Origin of the sequence: Chlorobaculum sp. MV4-Y (assembly GCF_025244685.1) — a bacterium.
GTDB lineage: Bacteria > Bacteroidota > Chlorobiia > Chlorobiales > Chlorobiaceae > Chlorobaculum.
The window spans coordinates 1,603,133-1,620,062 of sequence record NZ_CP104202.1 but is presented as its reverse complement, the minus strand read 5'-3'; the positions used below and the strand labels follow the sequence as shown (position 1 = coordinate 1,620,062).

The 16,930-nt window shown below is 54.9% G+C and carries 21 protein-coding genes and 2 pseudogenes; 10 read left to right on the top strand and 13 right to left on the bottom strand.

What is annotated here, in order from left to right; translation table 11 throughout:
• Positions 1-4 precede the first annotated feature (4 nt).
• The 9 genes from NY406_RS07955 to NY406_RS07915 all read right to left on the bottom strand — a co-directional run bounded on the left by NY406_RS07955 (position 5) and on the right by NY406_RS07915 (position 4,870).
• Positions 5-361 carry a YdbL family protein gene (locus NY406_RS07955; RefSeq protein ID WP_260533561.1) on the bottom strand — a complete coding sequence of 119 codons (357 nt, stop codon included), beginning with the start codon at positions 359-361 and terminating at the stop codon, positions 5-7.
• Between the two features lie 15 nt (positions 362-376).
• A complete protein-coding gene (locus NY406_RS07950; protein WP_260533560.1) occupies positions 377-586 on the bottom strand; it encodes a YnbE family lipoprotein in 210 nt (69 codons plus the stop codon).
• A 185-nt stretch (positions 587-771) separates the two neighbouring features.
• Positions 772-1,209, bottom strand: a complete 438-nt coding sequence (locus NY406_RS07945) for an arsenate reductase ArsC (RefSeq protein WP_260533559.1) — start codon at positions 1,207-1,209, stop codon at positions 772-774.
• A gap of 34 nt (positions 1,210-1,243) precedes the next feature.
• Positions 1,244-2,299: an ACR3 family arsenite efflux transporter gene (gene arsB, locus NY406_RS07940; protein WP_260533558.1), complete on the bottom strand. Its 1,056-nt coding sequence runs from the start codon at positions 2,297-2,299 to the stop codon at positions 1,244-1,246.
• Positions 2,296-2,730: an arsenate reductase ArsC gene (locus NY406_RS07935; protein WP_260533557.1), complete on the bottom strand. Its 435-nt coding sequence runs from the start codon at positions 2,728-2,730 to the stop codon at positions 2,296-2,298. The genes arsB and NY406_RS07935 overlap by 4 nt, the downstream gene beginning before the upstream one ends.
• Before the next feature lie 25 nt (positions 2,731-2,755).
• Positions 2,756-3,793 carry a permease gene (locus NY406_RS07930; RefSeq protein WP_260533556.1) on the bottom strand — a complete coding sequence of 346 codons (1,038 nt, stop codon included), beginning with the start codon at positions 3,791-3,793 and terminating at the stop codon, positions 2,756-2,758.
• A gap of 22 nt (positions 3,794-3,815) precedes the next feature.
• On the bottom strand, positions 3,816-4,217 hold the full coding sequence (locus tag NY406_RS07925; protein ID WP_260533555.1) for a rhodanese-like domain-containing protein: 402 nt from the start codon (positions 4,215-4,217) through the stop codon (positions 3,816-3,818).
• Between the two features lie 11 nt (positions 4,218-4,228).
• A complete protein-coding gene (locus NY406_RS07920) occupies positions 4,229-4,465 on the bottom strand; it encodes a thioredoxin family protein (RefSeq protein ID WP_260533554.1) in 237 nt (78 codons plus the stop codon).
• A 72-nt stretch (positions 4,466-4,537) separates the two neighbouring features.
• On the bottom strand, positions 4,538-4,870 hold the full coding sequence (locus NY406_RS07915; RefSeq protein WP_260533553.1) for an ArsR/SmtB family transcription factor: 333 nt from the start codon (positions 4,868-4,870) through the stop codon (positions 4,538-4,540).
• Positions 4,871-5,339: 469 nt separating this feature from the next.
• Here NY406_RS07915 and NY406_RS07910 point away from each other — a divergent pair, with 469 nt between their 5' ends.
• On the top strand, positions 5,340-6,191 hold the full coding sequence (locus NY406_RS07910; RefSeq protein WP_260533552.1) for a hypothetical protein: 852 nt from the start codon (positions 5,340-5,342) through the stop codon (positions 6,189-6,191).
• Between the two features lie 92 nt (positions 6,192-6,283).
• Entirely contained in the window at positions 6,284-6,499 is a 216-nt protein-coding gene (locus tag NY406_RS11330; protein WP_411267105.1) for a hypothetical protein, read from the top strand.
• 488 nt (positions 6,500-6,987) lie between these two features.
• Here the strand turns inward: NY406_RS11330 and NY406_RS07905 are convergent.
• A pseudogene (locus NY406_RS07905) lies at positions 6,988-8,183 on the bottom strand (iron-containing alcohol dehydrogenase).
• 269 nt (positions 8,184-8,452) lie between these two features.
• Here NY406_RS07905 and NY406_RS07900 point away from each other — a divergent pair.
• Entirely contained in the window at positions 8,453-9,331 is an 879-nt protein-coding gene (locus tag NY406_RS07900) for an SDR family oxidoreductase (protein ID WP_260533551.1), read from the top strand.
• A gap of 82 nt (positions 9,332-9,413) precedes the next feature.
• Here the strand turns inward: NY406_RS07900 and NY406_RS07895 are convergent, their stop codons facing one another.
• On the bottom strand, positions 9,414-9,854 hold the full coding sequence (locus NY406_RS07895) for a YidB family protein (RefSeq protein ID WP_260533550.1): 441 nt from the start codon (positions 9,852-9,854) through the stop codon (positions 9,414-9,416).
• Positions 9,855-10,277: 423 nt separating this feature from the next.
• Entirely contained in the window at positions 10,278-10,682 is a 405-nt protein-coding gene (locus tag NY406_RS07890) for a DUF4332 domain-containing protein (protein WP_260533549.1), read from the bottom strand.
• A gap of 391 nt (positions 10,683-11,073) precedes the next feature.
• On the opposite strand from NY406_RS07890, the gene NY406_RS07885 reads away from it, so the two are divergent.
• Positions 11,074-11,862: a putative beta-lysine N-acetyltransferase gene (locus tag NY406_RS07885; protein WP_260533548.1), complete on the top strand. Its 789-nt coding sequence runs from the start codon at positions 11,074-11,076 to the stop codon at positions 11,860-11,862.
• Positions 11,863-12,127: 265 nt separating this feature from the next.
• The gene (locus NY406_RS07880) at positions 12,128-12,514 is read left to right on the top strand and encodes a hypothetical protein (protein WP_260533547.1); all 387 of its coding nucleotides are present in this window, start codon (positions 12,128-12,130) and stop codon (positions 12,512-12,514) included.
• Positions 12,515-12,634: 120 nt separating this feature from the next.
• Here the strand turns inward: NY406_RS07880 and NY406_RS07875 are convergent, their stop codons facing one another.
• Positions 12,635-12,775, bottom strand: a complete 141-nt coding sequence (locus NY406_RS07875) for a hypothetical protein (protein WP_260533546.1) — start codon at positions 12,773-12,775, stop codon at positions 12,635-12,637.
• Here NY406_RS07875 and NY406_RS11210 point away from each other — a divergent pair.
• The 5 genes and pseudogenes from NY406_RS11210 to mgtA all read left to right on the top strand — a co-directional run.
• Positions 12,753-12,893 (top strand): annotated as a pseudogene (locus NY406_RS11210) (DUF389 domain-containing protein); the annotation flags it as partial. The gene NY406_RS07875 and the pseudogene NY406_RS11210 sit on opposite strands and share 23 nt — an antisense overlap.
• The gene (locus NY406_RS07865) at positions 12,841-13,926 is read left to right on the top strand and encodes a DUF389 domain-containing protein (RefSeq protein WP_317618642.1); all 1,086 of its coding nucleotides are present in this window, start codon (positions 12,841-12,843) and stop codon (positions 13,924-13,926) included. The pseudogene NY406_RS11210 and the gene NY406_RS07865, both read left to right, overlap by 53 nt.
• A 342-nt stretch (positions 13,927-14,268) precedes the next feature.
• Complete coding sequence (locus NY406_RS07860; RefSeq protein WP_260533545.1) at positions 14,269-14,553, top strand: cation-transporting P-type ATPase; 285 nt, start codon at positions 14,269-14,271, stop codon at positions 14,551-14,553.
• A gap of 12 nt (positions 14,554-14,565) precedes the next feature.
• Complete coding sequence (locus NY406_RS07855) at positions 14,566-15,264, top strand: hypothetical protein (RefSeq protein WP_260533544.1); 699 nt, start codon at positions 14,566-14,568, stop codon at positions 15,262-15,264.
• A gap of 6 nt (positions 15,265-15,270) precedes the next feature.
• A complete protein-coding gene (mgtA, locus tag NY406_RS07850; RefSeq protein ID WP_260533543.1) occupies positions 15,271-16,929 on the top strand; it encodes a magnesium-translocating P-type ATPase in 1,659 nt (552 codons plus the stop codon).
• Position 16,930 lies beyond the last annotated feature (1 nt).

The following is a 16,930-nucleotide window of genomic DNA, read 5'->3' as shown; positions in this document are numbered from 1 at the left end:
CAGTTTACTTCTGTGACCAAGCGCCCTTGATCTTTACCCAAGTACCGGCAGGGAAGCCAGGATAGCGCTTCTCGAAGGTGCGCTGGCCGGTAGCTTCGACCGAGATGCCGTTCTTTTTTGCTATGTCGGTGTAAACGGCGCGGCGCTCCTGATTTACGTTTTCGACAAGCTGCTGCGCCTCGGTGCCCTTGCCCGGAGGAATGGCGATATAACCGTCATCAACCTCGCCAATCAGCCCTTTCGAGCGGGCTGTTTCGAGGTCGAGCGCGAAAGCTGATGCTGCGGATGCGGCGAACAGCGTGAAGAAAAGGACGAAGGTTTTTGCCAGCGTCGCGAGACGATACGTTTTTAACATGTGCATGGTAATTCTCCCTGATTAGAAAATGTCCTTTCTTTTTTGGAGCTCGTTGTCGATGTCACGATCGACCCTGACCCTGATCTCGTGGTCGATCTTGATGTTCATGTTGATCGTGATCGGCTTGTCGGGCGCCTCCACCTTCACCGTGGGGCTGCATCCGCCGATGACAAGGCCTGCTGACAGCAAAATCATTGCTGCGGATAAGGTGCGAGCAGTTTGTTTGTTCATGTGGTTTCGGGTTTGTATGGAGTTCATTTCAATTCCGATGCATCGGCAAGCCTGAGTCCGGTGCCGGTGTCGGCAGCTTTTCCGGAAATATAGCAAGCCCCTTCGTTTTTCCCTGTTTTTCCGCGGAAATCGGGCTGGTTGAATCGCTACGGACAAGGAAGTGGAGTCCTGGCAGGCGGGATGGATCATTCGACACTCCTGACCCACTCCTGTAATTTTCCGCGCAGTTCATCGCGGACATTCCTGAAATGGGCCAGCCGCTGTTCCCTCGTTTGCGCTTCGGCAGAAAGTTCGTCAAGCGGCCAGTAATAACGGCGGCCATCGAGCATGCTCGGCCAGATGAACGGGCAGCTTGCCTCGGCCTTGCTGCACACCACGATGAGATGGTGAATGAAAACCTTTCCGAGATAGAGGTCGAGCGACTTTGTTTTCTGCGAGCTTATGTCGATGCCGATCTCCTGCATCGCCTCTACAGCGATCTGCTCGATCTGCTCTTTCGGTTCCAGACCGGCGCTCATGACTTCAAAACGGTCGCCAGCCATACTCCGGAGCAATCCCTCAGCCATCTGGCTTCGTGCCGTATTGCCGGTGCAGAGGAAGAGCACATTCTCTTTCTTTTCCATTTTTGTCAGTTTTGTTTGAAGCTGAAAAAAGCAGTTATGCGTTGTCAACAACGCCGAACCACTTCTCCCTGAACCACAGCGCCACGTTCACGAGGCCGATCAGCACGGGAACTTCGACCAGCGGGCCGATCACCGCGGCGAACGCTTCGCCGGAGTCGATGTCGAACACCGCGACCGCAACCGCTATGGCCAGTTCGAAGTTGTTGCTCGCCGCTGTGAAGGAGAGCGTGGCCGACTTCGAGTAATCCGCGCCGATCTTTTTGGACAGCCAGAACGATACCAGAAACATGATGACGAAGTAGAGCAAGAGCGGAATGGCGATACGCACCACGTCCATCGGAATTTTTACGATGTATTCGCCTTTGAGCGAGAACATCACCACAATCGTGAAGAGCAGCGCCACGAGCGTCAGCGGGCTGATTTTCGGAATAAACACCTGCTCGTACCACTCTCGCCCTTTCAGCCTGAGCAGCGTGAAGCGGGTCAGAAAGCCGGCGATGAACGGAATGCCGAGATAGACGAAGACCGACCGGGCGATTTCGCCGATGGTGATCTCGACGCGGAACGAACTCAAGCCGAGCCAGCCGGGCAGCACCGTCAGAAACACCCAGGCATAGACCGAAAAGAAAAGCACCTGAAAGACCGAGTTGAACGCCACGAGACCCGCCGCGTACTCCGTGTCGCCCTTGGCGAGTTCGTTCCAGACGATCACCATCGCGATGCAGCGGGCCAGGCCGATCATGATGAGACCGGCCATGTAGTGCGGCATGTCGGAGAGGAACGCCACGGCGAGCGCGAACATCAGCACCGGCCCGATCACCCAGTTCTGCACGAGCGACAACGCCAGCACCTTCGTGTTGCGGAACACGTCACCAAGCTCCTCGTACTTCACCTTCGCGAGCGGCGGATACATCATCACGATGAGGCCGATGGCGATCGGAATGTTGGTCGTGCCGGACTGGAAGCGGTTCCAGAATCCGGCGATCTGCGGATAGAGAAAGCCCGACAGCACGCCGATGCTCATCGCGAGAAAAATCCAGAGCGTCAGGTAGCGGTCGAGGAATGAGAGCTGTTTTGCCTTGATGCTCATGACTTTTCTCCCCGGATGGTTTCACGATAAAACTTCCCGAATCGCGTTTCGATTTCGTCGCGCACCCGGCGGAAGACGGCGAGTACCTCGTCGCTGCTGCCTGTGGCTGTTGCCGGGTCGTCGAATCCGATGTGCACGCGGTGTTTCACGTTTCCGGTAAAGAGCGGGCAGCTCTCTTTCGCGCCGTCGCAGACCGTCACCACATAGTCGAATGGTTTCGAGAGGAACTGTTCGACGCTTTTCGGATGGCTTCCGGAGAGGTCGATGCCTTTCTCGCGCATCACCTGAACGGCGAGTGGATGCACCTCGCTAGCAGGAATCGTGCCTGCGGAGAACACTTCCAGTTCGGCATCGAAGGAGCGCAGGAACCCTTCGGCCATCTGACTGCGGCAGGAGTTGCCGGTACAGAGAACAAGTATCGACTGTTTCATGAGTTACAGGTTTTTTTGTGGCGAATCAGAAAATCGCATTGAACACGAAACCGACCAGCATGATGCCTGTTGCCACCACTCCGGCGAAAACTGCGATGAGTTGTGGACGGAGTACCTTGCGCAGAATGAGCATTTCCGGTGCGGAGAGCGCGATGACGCTCATCATGAACGCGAGCACCGTGCCGAGCGCCGCGCCCTTGCCGAGCAGCGCCTGCACGATGGGAATGATTCCGGCGGCGTTCGAGTACATCGGCACTCCGATCAGCACGGCGGCGGGCACCGACCACCAGACACGGTTGCCCATCAGCGAGGCCATGAAGTTTTGCGGCACGTAGCCGTGGATGCCTGCGCCGAGTCCGACGCCGAGCACGATGAAGAGCCACACCTTGCCGACGATCTCTTTCACATGCCGAAGGCCTTCGCGAATCCGCTCCGGCCAGCTCACGGCTTCGGCGGAAAATTCCGACGACACCGCGCTGTTCTGGAGCTGCTGCACCCACTCTTCGAGAAAGCGCTCCAGCCGCAGCTTACCGATCACCATCCCCGCGACAATCGCCACCAGCAGCCCCATCGAGAGATAGAGCAGGGCGACCTTCCAGCCGAACATGCCGAAAAGCAGCGCGAGCGCCACCTCGTTGACCATCGGCGCGGAGATGAGGAACGAAAAGGTGACACCGAGCGGCACACCCGCTTGCAGGAAGCCGATGAAGAGCGGCACCGCCGAGCAGGAGCAGAATGGCGTGACGATACCGAGCGTCGCGGCCATCGCGTTGCCGACGCCCACGCGCCTGCCCGAAAGCATCGCCCGCGTCCGCTCTGCCGAGATGAAGGTGTGCACTACCCCCATCACAAATACTACTGCCGTCAGGAGCATCAGCACCTTCGGTACTTCGTAGATAAAGAAATGCAGCGCCTCGCCGAAGTGCGTCGTTCTTGTGAGACCTATACCATGCAGCACGAAATCGGCCATCGGCTCAAGATTGCCATAGATCAGCACCCAGGCAATCACCGCGGTTCCGGTAAAGGCTGCTATCTTCAGATCAAGGGCTTTATTATTATTCATGATGTCTTCTGTGTAAAACGATTCAGCAGCAATTCGAAGCGTTGTTTCCGGACGGTTTTGCCGATCCTGAACCGCAACAGCATCCCCCGGTTTTCCGCTTCAGCTCACCCTTCATGGGAAAACCTTTTTCCGCCCAGCGGACGATGCCGTACTGCATATTGACCGCCTGTTCGTAACCGTGGTTCATCAGGAAATAGGTTGCCATCAGGCTGCGTTCTCCGATGTTGCAGGCGATGATGACTTTTTGGTCTGACGGGATTTCACGATACCGTTCTTCAAACTGGCTGAACGGGATAAGCATGAGGTTGCGAACATCGAAGGATGCTTCGGCAAACTCTTCAGGCTCACGGACATCGACGAGCAGAACGCCCTGTTCAGTCAATCCAAAAGCAGTGGTTGGGCAAATTTCAACAGCGTTTTTCATGGTAGATTGTTTTATCGGGTTAATAAATCTTTCAGTTCAGCCTGATCCGGCACGCGGCCCTTGCAGCGCACTTCGCCGTCAACCACGAGGGCTGGGGTGGAGAGCACGTTGTACGCCATGATTTTCTGGATGTCTTCGACTTTTTCGACCGAAGCCTCGATGTTTTCAGTGGCAATCACTGTCTTGACCGCATCGGCAAGCTGGTTGCACTTGGCGCATCCCGTTCCAAGAATCTTGATCTCTTTCATTGTTCTGTTGCTTTGAGTTTATCGTAAATAAACGATATATAAAACTGTCTCTGTTTCCGAAAAATTCCAGTCTCAGCAGTTGCACCCGCTGCTCTTTTCGCTGGCGAAGAACTCACCAAACAGCGCATGGGCCTTCGCCCAGTTTTCGCGATGGATGCAGTACTTCACCTTCGGCGGATTGATTTCGCCCTGAATCAGCCCCGCTTCGAGCAGCGCCTTCAGGTGCTGCGAAATGGTGGATTGCGCCATAGGAATAAGACCTGTCAGTTCGCCCGTAAAGCAGCAGGCCTCACCCGCGAGCAGCCGCAGAATTTTGATCCGCACCGGATGGCTTAGCGCCTTGGCAATCGCCGCAAGCGTGATTTCGTCGGTGGTGTAACTGATGTCAGTGAGCGTTCTCTGCATGTGCTTTTGATTTAGTTCATCGTAAATATACGATCAGTTTGGCCAGATGCAAATTGAAAAGTGCGCGGGACGGCAGGAGGGGGTTATGTCGAAGGGTGCTAGGTGGATAGAGTGTATCAGCTCAAATGCTTATGGTTGCCTGGTCGCAGATTTTGCGTTAATTTTTCAAGAGATAGATGATTTGTACCCATGTTTTTTCAGGGTAGTGAAGATAGTCCCGTCTAAGGATGGTGAACAGCATGGGTTTTATACGGATCAGGATAATACCACTGCATAGAAAGCGAGAAAGTTTTTAATTTGTTTTAATAATTTGACTTATTGGATTTTTACAGACTGGGCGCAGGTTCCTCAATAAGGAAACCATACAAAAAATGTTAGATGCAAACGAGGCGATAGGCTACTGGAGTAGCTCAGAATCTGGCGAACGTTGTGTGTGACTTAATAAGCTTGCGCAGAGGGAGATGATAGCATGAAACCGAAAGTGAACAGTTCTGGAAACAAGATCTTAGATGTGGCCGTAATCCTGGACGATGACAACACGTTGCGCGACGTGATCGCCACTGACTCAGACTTCACAGTGGTCGTCGAGCCAAAGTCCCCGCGGCATCTGTTTCGTCTTCTTGGCAAGTGGGCGAAAGAAGGGAAGCGGGTCAGGAGGTTGATTCTTGCCGGTCATGGTCATTGGACTGAGCATCACATCGGATCTATTTTGCCGAAAGATTTTGATCTGAACGGCATCCGAGACCGCCGACGCAAAGCATATCAAGACAAAATTGACGCTGACAAGAAAGTCGTCAAAGACGAAGCACTATTGCCGACGGTGAAAGAGAGCAAGCAACGCAAGGAGATTCAAGAGAGGATTAGTGATAGTAAGAACGAATCGGCACGACACGCGAAGGTTGCCAGCGAATTGCAGAGCATGGAAAGGGAACTTGTGGACATGGAAGATGTGATGGTTGACGGAGCTGTTGTTGGGTTGATAAACTGCTGCGCTGCGTACGATCAGGGTGGGCGTGATTTCATGAATAACATTGCCGAAACTCTATTGTCGAAACACGGTGGGCGAATTACGGGATGTACTGGAATTGTAGATGTCAAGACTGTTGATTCGATATGGGCAGGAATGGTCTACTGGTTGCATAACGGTGAATGGCGTTATGCGGATGAACCGGTGTTAAAAGGGGAAAGATGGGTGTCGATCGAGAAGGTCAGTACCGGTGAAACCCATAGGCGATGCGGTGCTCCATGCAAGGATTTTGAACGTTATGGATTCTGCGATTTTCCCGTCAGCGAAGATGGGCCTTGCTTTATGCATCGGTAATTAACAAGAGATGCATCGAACACTCGTATGCGTGGATGCACGAAAACGCGACGGTCACTCTTGGTGAAAGCCCCGGCTTGATCTACGACTAGATTGGCTTTCCGCCGGAGTCCTATGAAATCGAATATCCCTGCCCCGGCAATCCGCCATTAGCCGACGCTATCGTCGAGCAGCTTGAAAAAGCGGGCATAGCGGTAAGCGCTGACCATTTGAGGGGGTTCGATCACAGACTGTTTGTGCCTTTGAAAATCATATACCCCGAGGCAGATATACCCTGCGTACAAATAGCCCTTGATCAAAGGACTTGACCCGGCTGCGCACATCGCGCTGGGCAGCGCCCTGCAAGCGCTGGCTGACCGGTCGATTCTGCTGATCGGTTCGGGGTTTCTCTTTCACAATATGAGAGCTTTTTTTACTCCGAATACGGAAGCTTTCAGAGATGCAAACCGGGCATTTGAGCGTTGGCCGGTCAGCACCTGTTCCGACAAAAGCATCACGGAAGATGAATGGGCTGAAAGGTTGGTTGCATGGGAATCTGTGCCCTCCGCTCGATACTGCCATCCGAGAGAGGAGCATTTGCTGCCGCTTCACGTCTGTTACGGGTTCGCGGGTCGAGCCTGCTCAAAGGCATACGAACTACAGATTCTCAACAAGGAATCGAGCATGTATCTCTGGGAAGTTGACGGCTGACGATTGGTAATGAATCAGTGATTCCGGTTCTCAAGGAACCCTGCTTTTTGGGCAGACGGTTCGTGAGATTGATGGGTGTTCTGATTCAAGGGAGGGACGACCTGTTTCAGGATACATCGGTTTCGTGCTTGTTTCTCCCGATGTCGGCTTGAGTCATCATCGGTCTGCCGCGGGTAGTTGGCCTTCGGCATTGCCTGCAACAAGCAGGGTATCTTCGGCGTAGCGGTCGAGGAGTTCGTCGCCGATTCCGCATTCCGAGAGGCGCGTTGGGCAGCCGATGGAGCGGAGGAACGTTTCGAAGTGGTCGATGCCTTCCAGTGCGGCATACATGTCATCAGCACTTTTCAGTTCGATGCCGAAAATCCGATGCGCGAACTGCGCGAAGCGGGCCGGGCGGTTCTTTGCAGCGAAGCGCATCCAGGCGGGGTTGACGATGGCGAGGCCAGCGCCGTGGGCGATGTCGTGCAGTGCGGAGATGGTGTGCTCGATCATGTGCACCGGGAATGGTGATATGCAGCCGGTTTGCACCCAGCCATTGAGCGCGACCACCAATGCCCACTGTACCTGGGCTCTTGCTTCGAGGTCGTTGCCGTCGGCGACCGCTTTCGACCCTCACTCGATGGCCGTGGCGATGACGCTCTCGGCGAAGCGATCCTGCATGGGCGTGCCGTCAACGCCGTTGAAGTACGATTCCGTGACGTGGGTGATGAGGTCGCAGATGCCGTAAGCGGTCTGATCCTTCGGCACGCTCACGGTCAGCTCGGGATCGACGATGGCCGCTTTCGGGTAAAGGCATTTCGCGTTGACGAACGATTTGATGGTCGTTTTCTCGTTCGTGATGACCGCGCCGCTGTTCATTTCCGATCCGGTAGCTGCGAGCGTCGGCACGGTGATGACAGGGAGCGCCTGGGTTGGGAGCCGCCGGTTCGCCTGGCCGTGCGGGAACATGTCCCACAGGTCGCCTTCGTAGAATACCGCCGCCGCCATGACTTTCGCGGCATCCATCACGCTGCCACCGCCAAGTGCGATGACCACGCTGCATCCGCTTTTCCGTGCGATCTCACCGCCTCGCGCTACCGACGAAAGTCGAGGGTTCGGCTCGACGCCATCACATTCCACCACCGAAACTCCGGCAGCAGTCAGGCTCGCGACTGCGCGGTCGAACGCGCTGTTGCGCTTGACGCTGCCTCCACCGGTGACGATCATAGCTTTTTTGCCATATGCGCTGGTCACTTCGCCGAGTCGAGCGAGAGTTCCAGCTCCAAAAACAAGGTGAGTCGGGTTATGGTATTCAAACTTTATGTGGGTACTCCTGAAAATTTTATCCTTTGTTTACCTGTCCAGTGGACAGGGTGCAGTTTCAATGTGCAAATCCGCGACTGAACTTTGCAAGCCTTTCGATGGCAGCTTCGCGTTTCGGATCATGTATTGCGGATGTTTGATGTGTTTGTGTGCATTTGACAACTGACAAGCTGTCTGGCCCAGCGTCTGTTCGCATCCCCTCGCTTGAATTGCGTATATTGCGCATCGAAACGCAAAAGCTTTATCCATCAATCTTATCCGAGCAATCAATGAAGAAAGTGCTTGTGGCCGGGGCGACCGGTTACCTGGGCCGTTATGCGGTGCAGGAGTTCAAGAATCGCGGATACTGGGTGCGCGTGCTGGTGCGCAATCCCGAGAAGTTCAAGAAGCCGGGGCCGTTTTTTGCGCCAGAGATCGACACGCTCGTTGACGAAGTTGTTTTCGGCGATGCCACAAAACCCGAAACCATTGCCGGGCTATGCGACGGCATCGACGTAGTTTTTTCGTCGCTCGGCATGATCAAGCCCGACTTCGAGCACGACAATTTCGACGTTGACTATCAGGGCAACATGAACATCCTCGCCGAGGCGCTCAAGGCCGGGGTGAAGAAGTTCGTGTACGTTTCGGTGTTCGACGCGCACCGCATGATGAACATCCCGAACGTGCAGGCGCATGAAAAGTTCGTCCGCGAGTTGCAGGCCGCCAAAATCGAGAGCACGATCATTCGCCCGAACGGCTTTTTCTCGGAGATCGGCCAGTTCGTCGCCCGCGCCCGCCGGGGCTTTATGCTCTGGATTGGCGATGGCTACAACCGGCAGAACCCGATCCACGGAGCCGACTTGGCCAAGGTGTGCGCTGATGCGGTTGACAGCAGCGAAAAAGAGATTGAGGTCGGCGGCCCGGAGGTCTTTACCTACCGCGAAATGGTCGATCTTGCTATCGAAATCGCCGGAACGCAGCCCGCGCAGGTTTCGCTGCCCTTCTGGCTGGCCGACGGCATCGTCGGCGTCGTCGGTCTCTTCAACCGTGATGTGCATGATGTCGCTCTGTTCGCTACCACGCTGAGCAAGATGGATTTCGTTTCGCCGAAGTACGGCACCCACCGCCTGCGCGACTTCTTCAACGAGTGCAAATCGCTGCCGTTGTAAGGCACCGTTTTTTATACGCGCATGAAGCCGGATAGTCTCCGGCTTCATGCGTTTGTGCCCGGTCGTGGCGCTTTTCGATGGTTCAGAAAAACTTGTTCACCATGTCCGGCAGGCCGCCAAGCCCGCCGACCTTGCCGATGATCTCTTCGAGCAGCGAGCCGTTCGGGCTGGCCTTGTCCACCATTGCTGGCAAGGCGCTGGCCACCGCGTTTTTCGCGCTTTCCGTGGAAAGCCCGAAGCGGGAGGCGAAGGCCGCGATTTTATCGCTCCCGACCAGATTCGTCACTGCCTCGGGAGAGATCGGCGCATTAGCGCCACTACCGAGCCACGAGGCCGCGATGTCGCCCAATCCGCCCTGCTGCATTTTGGCGAGGAGAGCGCCAAGATGCAGGTTGCCCCCGCCGCCGCCCAACAGGCCTGACAGCGCCGAAACCAGCTCGTTGCTGTCAAGGCCATTGGTTGTTTGATCGCTGTTGTGCAGAATGGCGGAAGCTCCAGATTGAAGGAGATTTGATAAGTCCATGAACGTGTATGTTTAAATTTTAAAACCACTTCACGACAGAGGGGATCTCGACGGTTTTTTCGACGGTTTACCGGTGAACGCCACGGCATTCAGCCCCCATTCCGGGACGGTTCCGCGAGCTTTTACGGCACTCTGAATCTGTTGGATCGCGTCGCCGGAACTATACAGCCAATATAGAAAAAATCGATAGCCGGGTTGTTCGTCAGGTTTGGAATGGCACGGGTTTTGGGATCACGCAATTGTCAATCTTTTATCTTCGATCCTGCCGGTTGATAATCCCCGCGCCGACGTTGTTGCCCAGAGGTTGGCGGTGGTTCGGCTGCGTTCAAGACGCCAATCGATGGCGAAGATCGGAGCCTTTCGAGGTTGCCAGGAGGGGCGTCTCGACAACATACCGAAGCGCCCCTTGGCTCTCTCGATTGCTCAATACGTTACTGCTTTGGGTAGCGATTTCGCCTGGGTAATCCAGTCCTGTACCTCTGACTCAGGGGGCAATCTTTTTACGAGATTTTTGGCGGCGTTGATTTCAGCCATTTTGGCGTGCAGATTGTCCGCTCTCCGCTGGGCCAGTTCAGGTACGGTGTCCACGCCTGACGCTTCAAGCAGATCGGCATATTCCTTGCCGATTCCCTTGATGCGGAACAGGTCGGCCTGGTTCACCAGTCGGAGCACCTGCGCGTGGCTCATTCCGGTTGCCTTCTCGATAGCTTTTCTTCCAGCCGGATCCGCCCCTTTTTCAAGCAACGCATCAACAGTGGTGATACCCATGCCGTGGAGTTTCTCTCCATGAGCTTCATCAATCCCTTCAATTCCAGCGACTTTAGACATAATTTTCTCCTTGAATTTTCAGGTTTTCTTTCAAGATACCATACCGATACTGCTCTGTTCGATGATCTCGTTCGCCCGTAAACACCGATCGCCGGTTGATGTTCACCTGTAGTTATTTCACTCATCTGCGATGAGCTCAAAGGCTTGAGCTCTCTACCTGAGCGGCCGCTGTGTGGCGTCAGAGGCTATCTTCTCAAGTTTACGTAAGAGCAGGATAATTGACAAAAAACTGGCAAACAGTGAATTTGATTTCCGGATGATAGTTGACTGACATAAAGAGCGATTTTAAGGCCAGGTTACGAGCTTCAGTCAGCAGTTTTCTGAATCGATTGATTGTGTTTTTTCCAAAACACTATTTTTCTGGCTATAGCGTATCTTCAATTGTTGAGTTATGAACTCTACGCCAGACATCATTGAAACCCGTTTCGGCGCGCTCTTGCAGTACGGGCTGTTCAGCCGCCGTATCTATCTCATGAAGATGGGCGAGGCCGATCCGCGCAAGCTCCCGGCGCAGCTCGACGCGCTGGCCCGCGAGCGGGGTTACACCAAGATTTTTGCCAAGTTGCCGAAAGGCTCGGAAGGGGAGTTTGTCGCGAATGGCTATCTGGTCGAAGCGTCGGTGCCGGGCTTTTATCGCGGGGAAACGGAGGCGCTGTTCCCGGCGCGGTACCTCGATCTGGCCCGCGTCGAATCGCCGGACGCCGCCGAAATTGCCCGCATCGCGGAGCTGGCACCCAGCAAGCCTGCCGCTTCGCAGCCCCCGCTTTCGGCGGAGTTCACGCTCCGCGCCTGTACGCCGGACGACGTCGAAGAAATGGCCGAAATCTATCGCGAAGTGTTTCTCTCCTATCCTTTCCCGATCCACAATCCGGCCTGGCTGCTCGAAACGATGCAGAGCCACATCGATTACCTCGACGGCCTGAACGTCGAAATGACCGACTTCGCCACGCTCCCCGACTTCCGTGGCCGCAATCTCGCCCTGCACCTGCTCGCTGCGATGGAGGCGGCAATGCGCCGCAAAGGGATGCGGACCGCCTACACCATTGCCCGCGCCCTGTCGCCCGGCATGAACGTCACCTTCGCCAAAGCAGGTTGCCCCTTCAGCAGTACACTCGTTAACAACACCAACATTTCAGGCGGTATCGAAAGTATGAACGTCTGGTACAAGAGTCTGGGGTGAATGCCGGTCTGTTCCGCGTTGCTGATCCTGTGCAGTTCTGATTCGAATCGGAAAGGCTGGAGTATTGTGCAAAGAGTACTGATGTTGTCTAAGTCTGGATGACAAATTCCAGAGGCTTGACCGGAAGTCAGCGTTGGCAACGAATATCCTGAATCGAACAGAAGCTTGTTGTATTGCGGTTACGGCTGTTTTTTTAGCAGGCTATGGCGTATGTTTCCATTACGACAAATTGTGAAGTACTGAAAACGAAACTATCCGTAGTAGCATGAAAAGCTTTATAGCCGCCATTCGCAACGGAGAAACGGGATTTGCCGTTCACAACTCCGTGTTTCTTCCGTTTCACTGCGAAATAATCAGAATCTGGATCGGCAAGGAGATGTCGCTTCTTTCGGTGCCTGACGAGATCACCGATCTTGGTGATGCCGAGGTCATCTTCATCAGGGAGGGGGAGTCCTATACCAATCTTGTGTTCAGGAAATGGGGCGATCTGTCGAGGGAGCTCGGCAATCACAAGGGGCACATCATTCTTCGCGCGGCCGAGAAGAGTGAGGATATCTTCAAAAGCGAAAACCTCCATTACATAAAAATCGGTTTTCATGACCATCGAAAGGAGCTCTCTTTCGAGATTATCAACAATCCGTTCGATTTGTAGGAGGCTTCACGGAAGCTTGCCGTGGCTTGTTTTGATATTCGGGATGCCGTGCCTGTCGCCGGTTTGATCAACGATTCTGTTAGCCATGTTTAAATCTTTGCTGCGTATTTTCAGCCTTCGTCAGGATGCGGAGTCATTTGATACCGTCCACACCGCGGTCGAGGCTGACATCATGTTCAGCGGTGCGCGAATCTGGGTGCTGATTTCTGCCATCATCCTTGCCTCGGTCGGCCTCAACATGAACTCAACTGCGGTCATCATCGGCGCCATGCTTATTTCGCCGCTTATGGGTCCGATCAACGGCATGGGCTACAGCATTGCGACCTATGATTTTCCGCTGCTCCGGAAGTCTTTCAAGAACTTCTCGTTCGCCGTGGTTTCGAGTCTGGTCGCCTCGACCCTGTATTTCGCCATCTCGCCTCTTTCCAGCGCCACTCCGAACTGCTGGCCCGCACGAGTCCCCGACCATCTACGACGTACTGATCGCGCTGTTCGGCGGCCTGGCCGGTTCGATCTCCCTGACCACCAAGCTCAAGGGCAACGTGGTGCCGGGCGTGGCGATTGCCACGGCGCTCATGCCGCCGCTCTGCACGGCGGGCTTTGGCCTGGCGACCGGTCAGTTCAACTTCTTTTTCGGGGCCCTCTACCTGTTTGTGATCAACAGCGTTTTCATCGGACTTGCCAATGTCGGTTTTGCGCGCGTCATGCGCATTCCGCTTCGCTCCTCGCTCGACGAGGAGAAGCGCACCCGCATCAACCGAATCATCACGGCGGTCATCCTGATTACGTTGATTCCGAGCGTCTATTTCGGCTACCTGCTTGTCAGGAAAGAGCGTTTTATCGACACGGCCACGCGGTTCGTGCGAACCGTCAGCCTGTTCAAGGGGGATTTTCTGTTGAGATATGATATCGATGGCGACGCCCGCGTGATTTCAATGATCTATGGCGGTCATCCGCTCACCGCCAGCGACAAGGCGGAGCTGAACAGGCGGGCCAAGGCGTTCGGCCTCCAAAACGCAACGCTGAAGTTCGAGCAGGGGCTGGTGATTACCAACGGACAGGAGTATCTCGACAAGCTGAGCCAGATGGAGACGACCGATCGCCAGAAACTCGAAATCGCCCGTCTCAACGCGGCACTGCAAACGAACATCCGTCAGCAGGACAGCCTGCGACAGGTCAGTTATACCGGCCTGAAGCTGCTTAAAGAACTCAAGCCGCTGTTTCCGCAGATCACGAGCTGCCTGTACGCCGAACCCTATCTTTTTTCGGACAGCACCGGCTTGAAACCCCTGCAACGGAGCTACGTCCTCCTCTCGGCCTCAAAACCGATCGACCGGGCTGACCGCACGAAAGTGGAGAAATGGCTCAAAGCCAGGCTGCAAAACGACAGCCTGCGGGTGGTGTTCGAGTGAAATGGGAGTCGGTGATGATTGCCGGTTGAAGCTTCTGGAAAGGGATTATCTTTCTTGAACATCGAAATCGGGCGGTTCCGGATTTCCCATCGATAGGAACGGTTCGAAGCGCCTTGCGGGGCAGCCTTCTCTACTCTGTTGAATTTTTTTGAAATACGAAAACAGTAACAGTTCTTGCGATATTTGTCGTCGAATGGCCGATAGTGCGATTCTGCTTGCGGGTTTCCCTGAAATGTTGTTCTTTTGCAAAGAATCAAGTGACGGTCGCGCTAAGGTTTGGCGAGTTTGCCTTATCCGAGAGCGCCGGTTTCTGCCAACAAACTCCATTCCCATGAGTACAGAATGTTCAGAACCCTTTATAACAAGATTTCCTCGACATCCATACGCGAGGAGGCTGCGCAGTCGCGTGCCCGTTCCGAAGATGAACAGCTCCTGCTGAAGCTCTGCAACGCTCCGGCAGAGGATGCGTTGCGGATTATGGAAAGCCGTATTGATGGCCTTGACGACCAGCAGGTCTTGAAGCGCCTCTCGAAATACGGCAAGAATGAAATATCACAAGCCACACGCCCCTCTTTTTTGCAGGATATCCTGCATCGCCTTTCCAGTCCTCTCGTTATTCAGTTATAGCTGATCGCCACCGTGTCGGGGTTTCTCGGCGAATGGACCTCATCGGCCATCGTCGCTGTCATGATTCTTCTGAGCGTTGGCATCTCTTACGTGCTTGACCGCCGGTCGGGCAACGCGGTCGAGTCACTCGGCAAGCGCGTCCAGTCGCGTGCGCATGTCATCCGCAACGGCGTCGAGGTCGAAGTGCCGCTCTCCGAGCTGGTGCCGGGCGACATTGTCCAGCTTCAGGCCGGTTCGGTGATTCCGGCCGATCTTCGGCTCATCTCCGCGAAAGATTTTTTCGTCAGCCAAGCCTCGCTCACCGGCGAAACCATACCGGTCGAAAAGAGCGCTGACGCTGGAGATGCTGACCATGTTGCCATTCTCGAACTTCGCAACGCCTGCTTCCAGGGCAGCAGTGTCAGCAGCGGCTCGGCGCGTGCGGTGGTCGTCAATACCGGCAGCCGCACCTTTTTTGGCTCCATTGCCGAGCGGCTAAACGAAGAGCGCGAAGAGACCAACTTCGACAAGGGGATCCGTTCGTTTACCATGCTGATGATCCGCTTCATGGTTGTCATGGTTTCCGCGGTGTTCCTGATCGTCGGCCTCAGCAAGGGCAACTGGCTTGAATCGCTCTTTTTCAGCCTCTCGGTGGCCGTCGGCCTCACGCCGGAGATGCTACCGATGATCGTGACGGTCAATCTGGCCAAAGGCGCGCTGAAAATGGCATAGAAGAAGGTGATCGTCAAGCATCTTTCGTCGATCCAGAACTTTGGCGCGATCGATATTCTTTGCACCGACAAGACCGGCACCCTGACGCAGGATCGTGTTTTGCTTCAGATGGCGGTCGATGTAATGGGCGAAGAGAGCGACAACGTGTTGCGCTACGCCTACCTGAACAGCTTTTTTCAGACCGGTCTACGCAACCTGCTCGACCGGGCGGTGCTGGAGCATCGGGAGTTCGCGGTCGATGGAAGCTGCAAGCTGGTCGATGAGCTGCCATTCGATTTCCAGCGCCGCCGCATGTCCGTGGTGGTCGATTACGAGGGCGACCATGTGCTTATCTCCAAAGGCGCTGTCGAGGAGATCTACGCCTGTTGCGACCGCTACCAGATCGATGATGAAATCTACCCGCTTATTGGCATGATCAAGGATGACCTCTTCGAGGAGGTGGCCACCCTGAACAGCAACGGTTATCGCGTGCTCGCCATCGCCTACAACGAGTTCTCACCCGACAGGAAAAACTTTACCCATGAGGACGAGAAAAACCTGATTTTGCTCGGCTATATCGCCTTCCTCGACCCGCCGAAGGACTCGACCGCTCAGGCGCTGCTCAAGCTCCGAGAGGCGGGGGTGAAGGTCAAGATTTTGACCGGCGACAACGCGCTCGTGACCCGCAAGATCTGCAAGGATGTGGGCATGGCGGTCAACCATGTGGTGACGGGCGACGAGCTCTTTCGCATGAAGCCGGAGGAGTTCGACAGGGCGGTCGGTGAGGCCGATGTGCTCGCCAAGCTCTCGCCGTTGCAGAAGGAACAGGTGGTGCAGTCGCTGCGCAGGCAGGAACACGTGATCGGCTTCATGGGTGATGGCATCAACGATGCTCCCGCGCTGAGAGCTGCCGATGTGGGTATCTCGGTCGATACGGCGGTGGATGTGGCCAAGGAGTCCGCCGACATCGTGCTGCTCGAAAAGAGCCTCATGGTGCTTGACGATGGCATTCTCGAAGGACGCCGCGTCTTTGCCAACATCATCAAGTATATCCGGATGGGGGCGAGCTCGAATTTCGGCAACATGTTCAGCGTCGTTGGGGCGAGTTACCTTTTGCCGTTCCTTCCGATGCAGCCGATCCAGATTCTGTTGAACAACCTGCTCTACGATTTTTCGCAGACCGGTATTCCGGTCGATAACGTGGACGAGGAACAGATCAGAAGTCCGCGAAAGTGGGACATCGGCAACATCAAGTGGTTCATGATCGTCATCGGGCCGATCAGCTCGATTTTCGACTATGCCACCTTTGCTCTGATGTGGTTTTTGTTCAACAGCCGAATTTTCAACGATCCGTCAGTCACGAATGGTGTAAGGGATCACGCCGCCCAGCTGTTCCAGACCGGTTGGTTTGTCGAATCGCTCCTGACGCAAACGCTCATCATCCATATCATCAGGACGCGCAAAATCCCTTTCCTGCAAAGCCGCGCATCGCTTCCGATGCTGCTGACAACCCTCGTCGTCATGGCTGTTGCCGTCTGGCTGCCCTATTTACCATTTGCATCGCGTTTTGGCATGGTGCCGTTGCCGCTGGCCTATTTCGGTTGGATCGCGCTCTTCCTTCTCGGCTACAGCATATTGACGCATATGGTTAAAACCTGGTTCTTCAAACGTTTCGGAGGTAACTGAC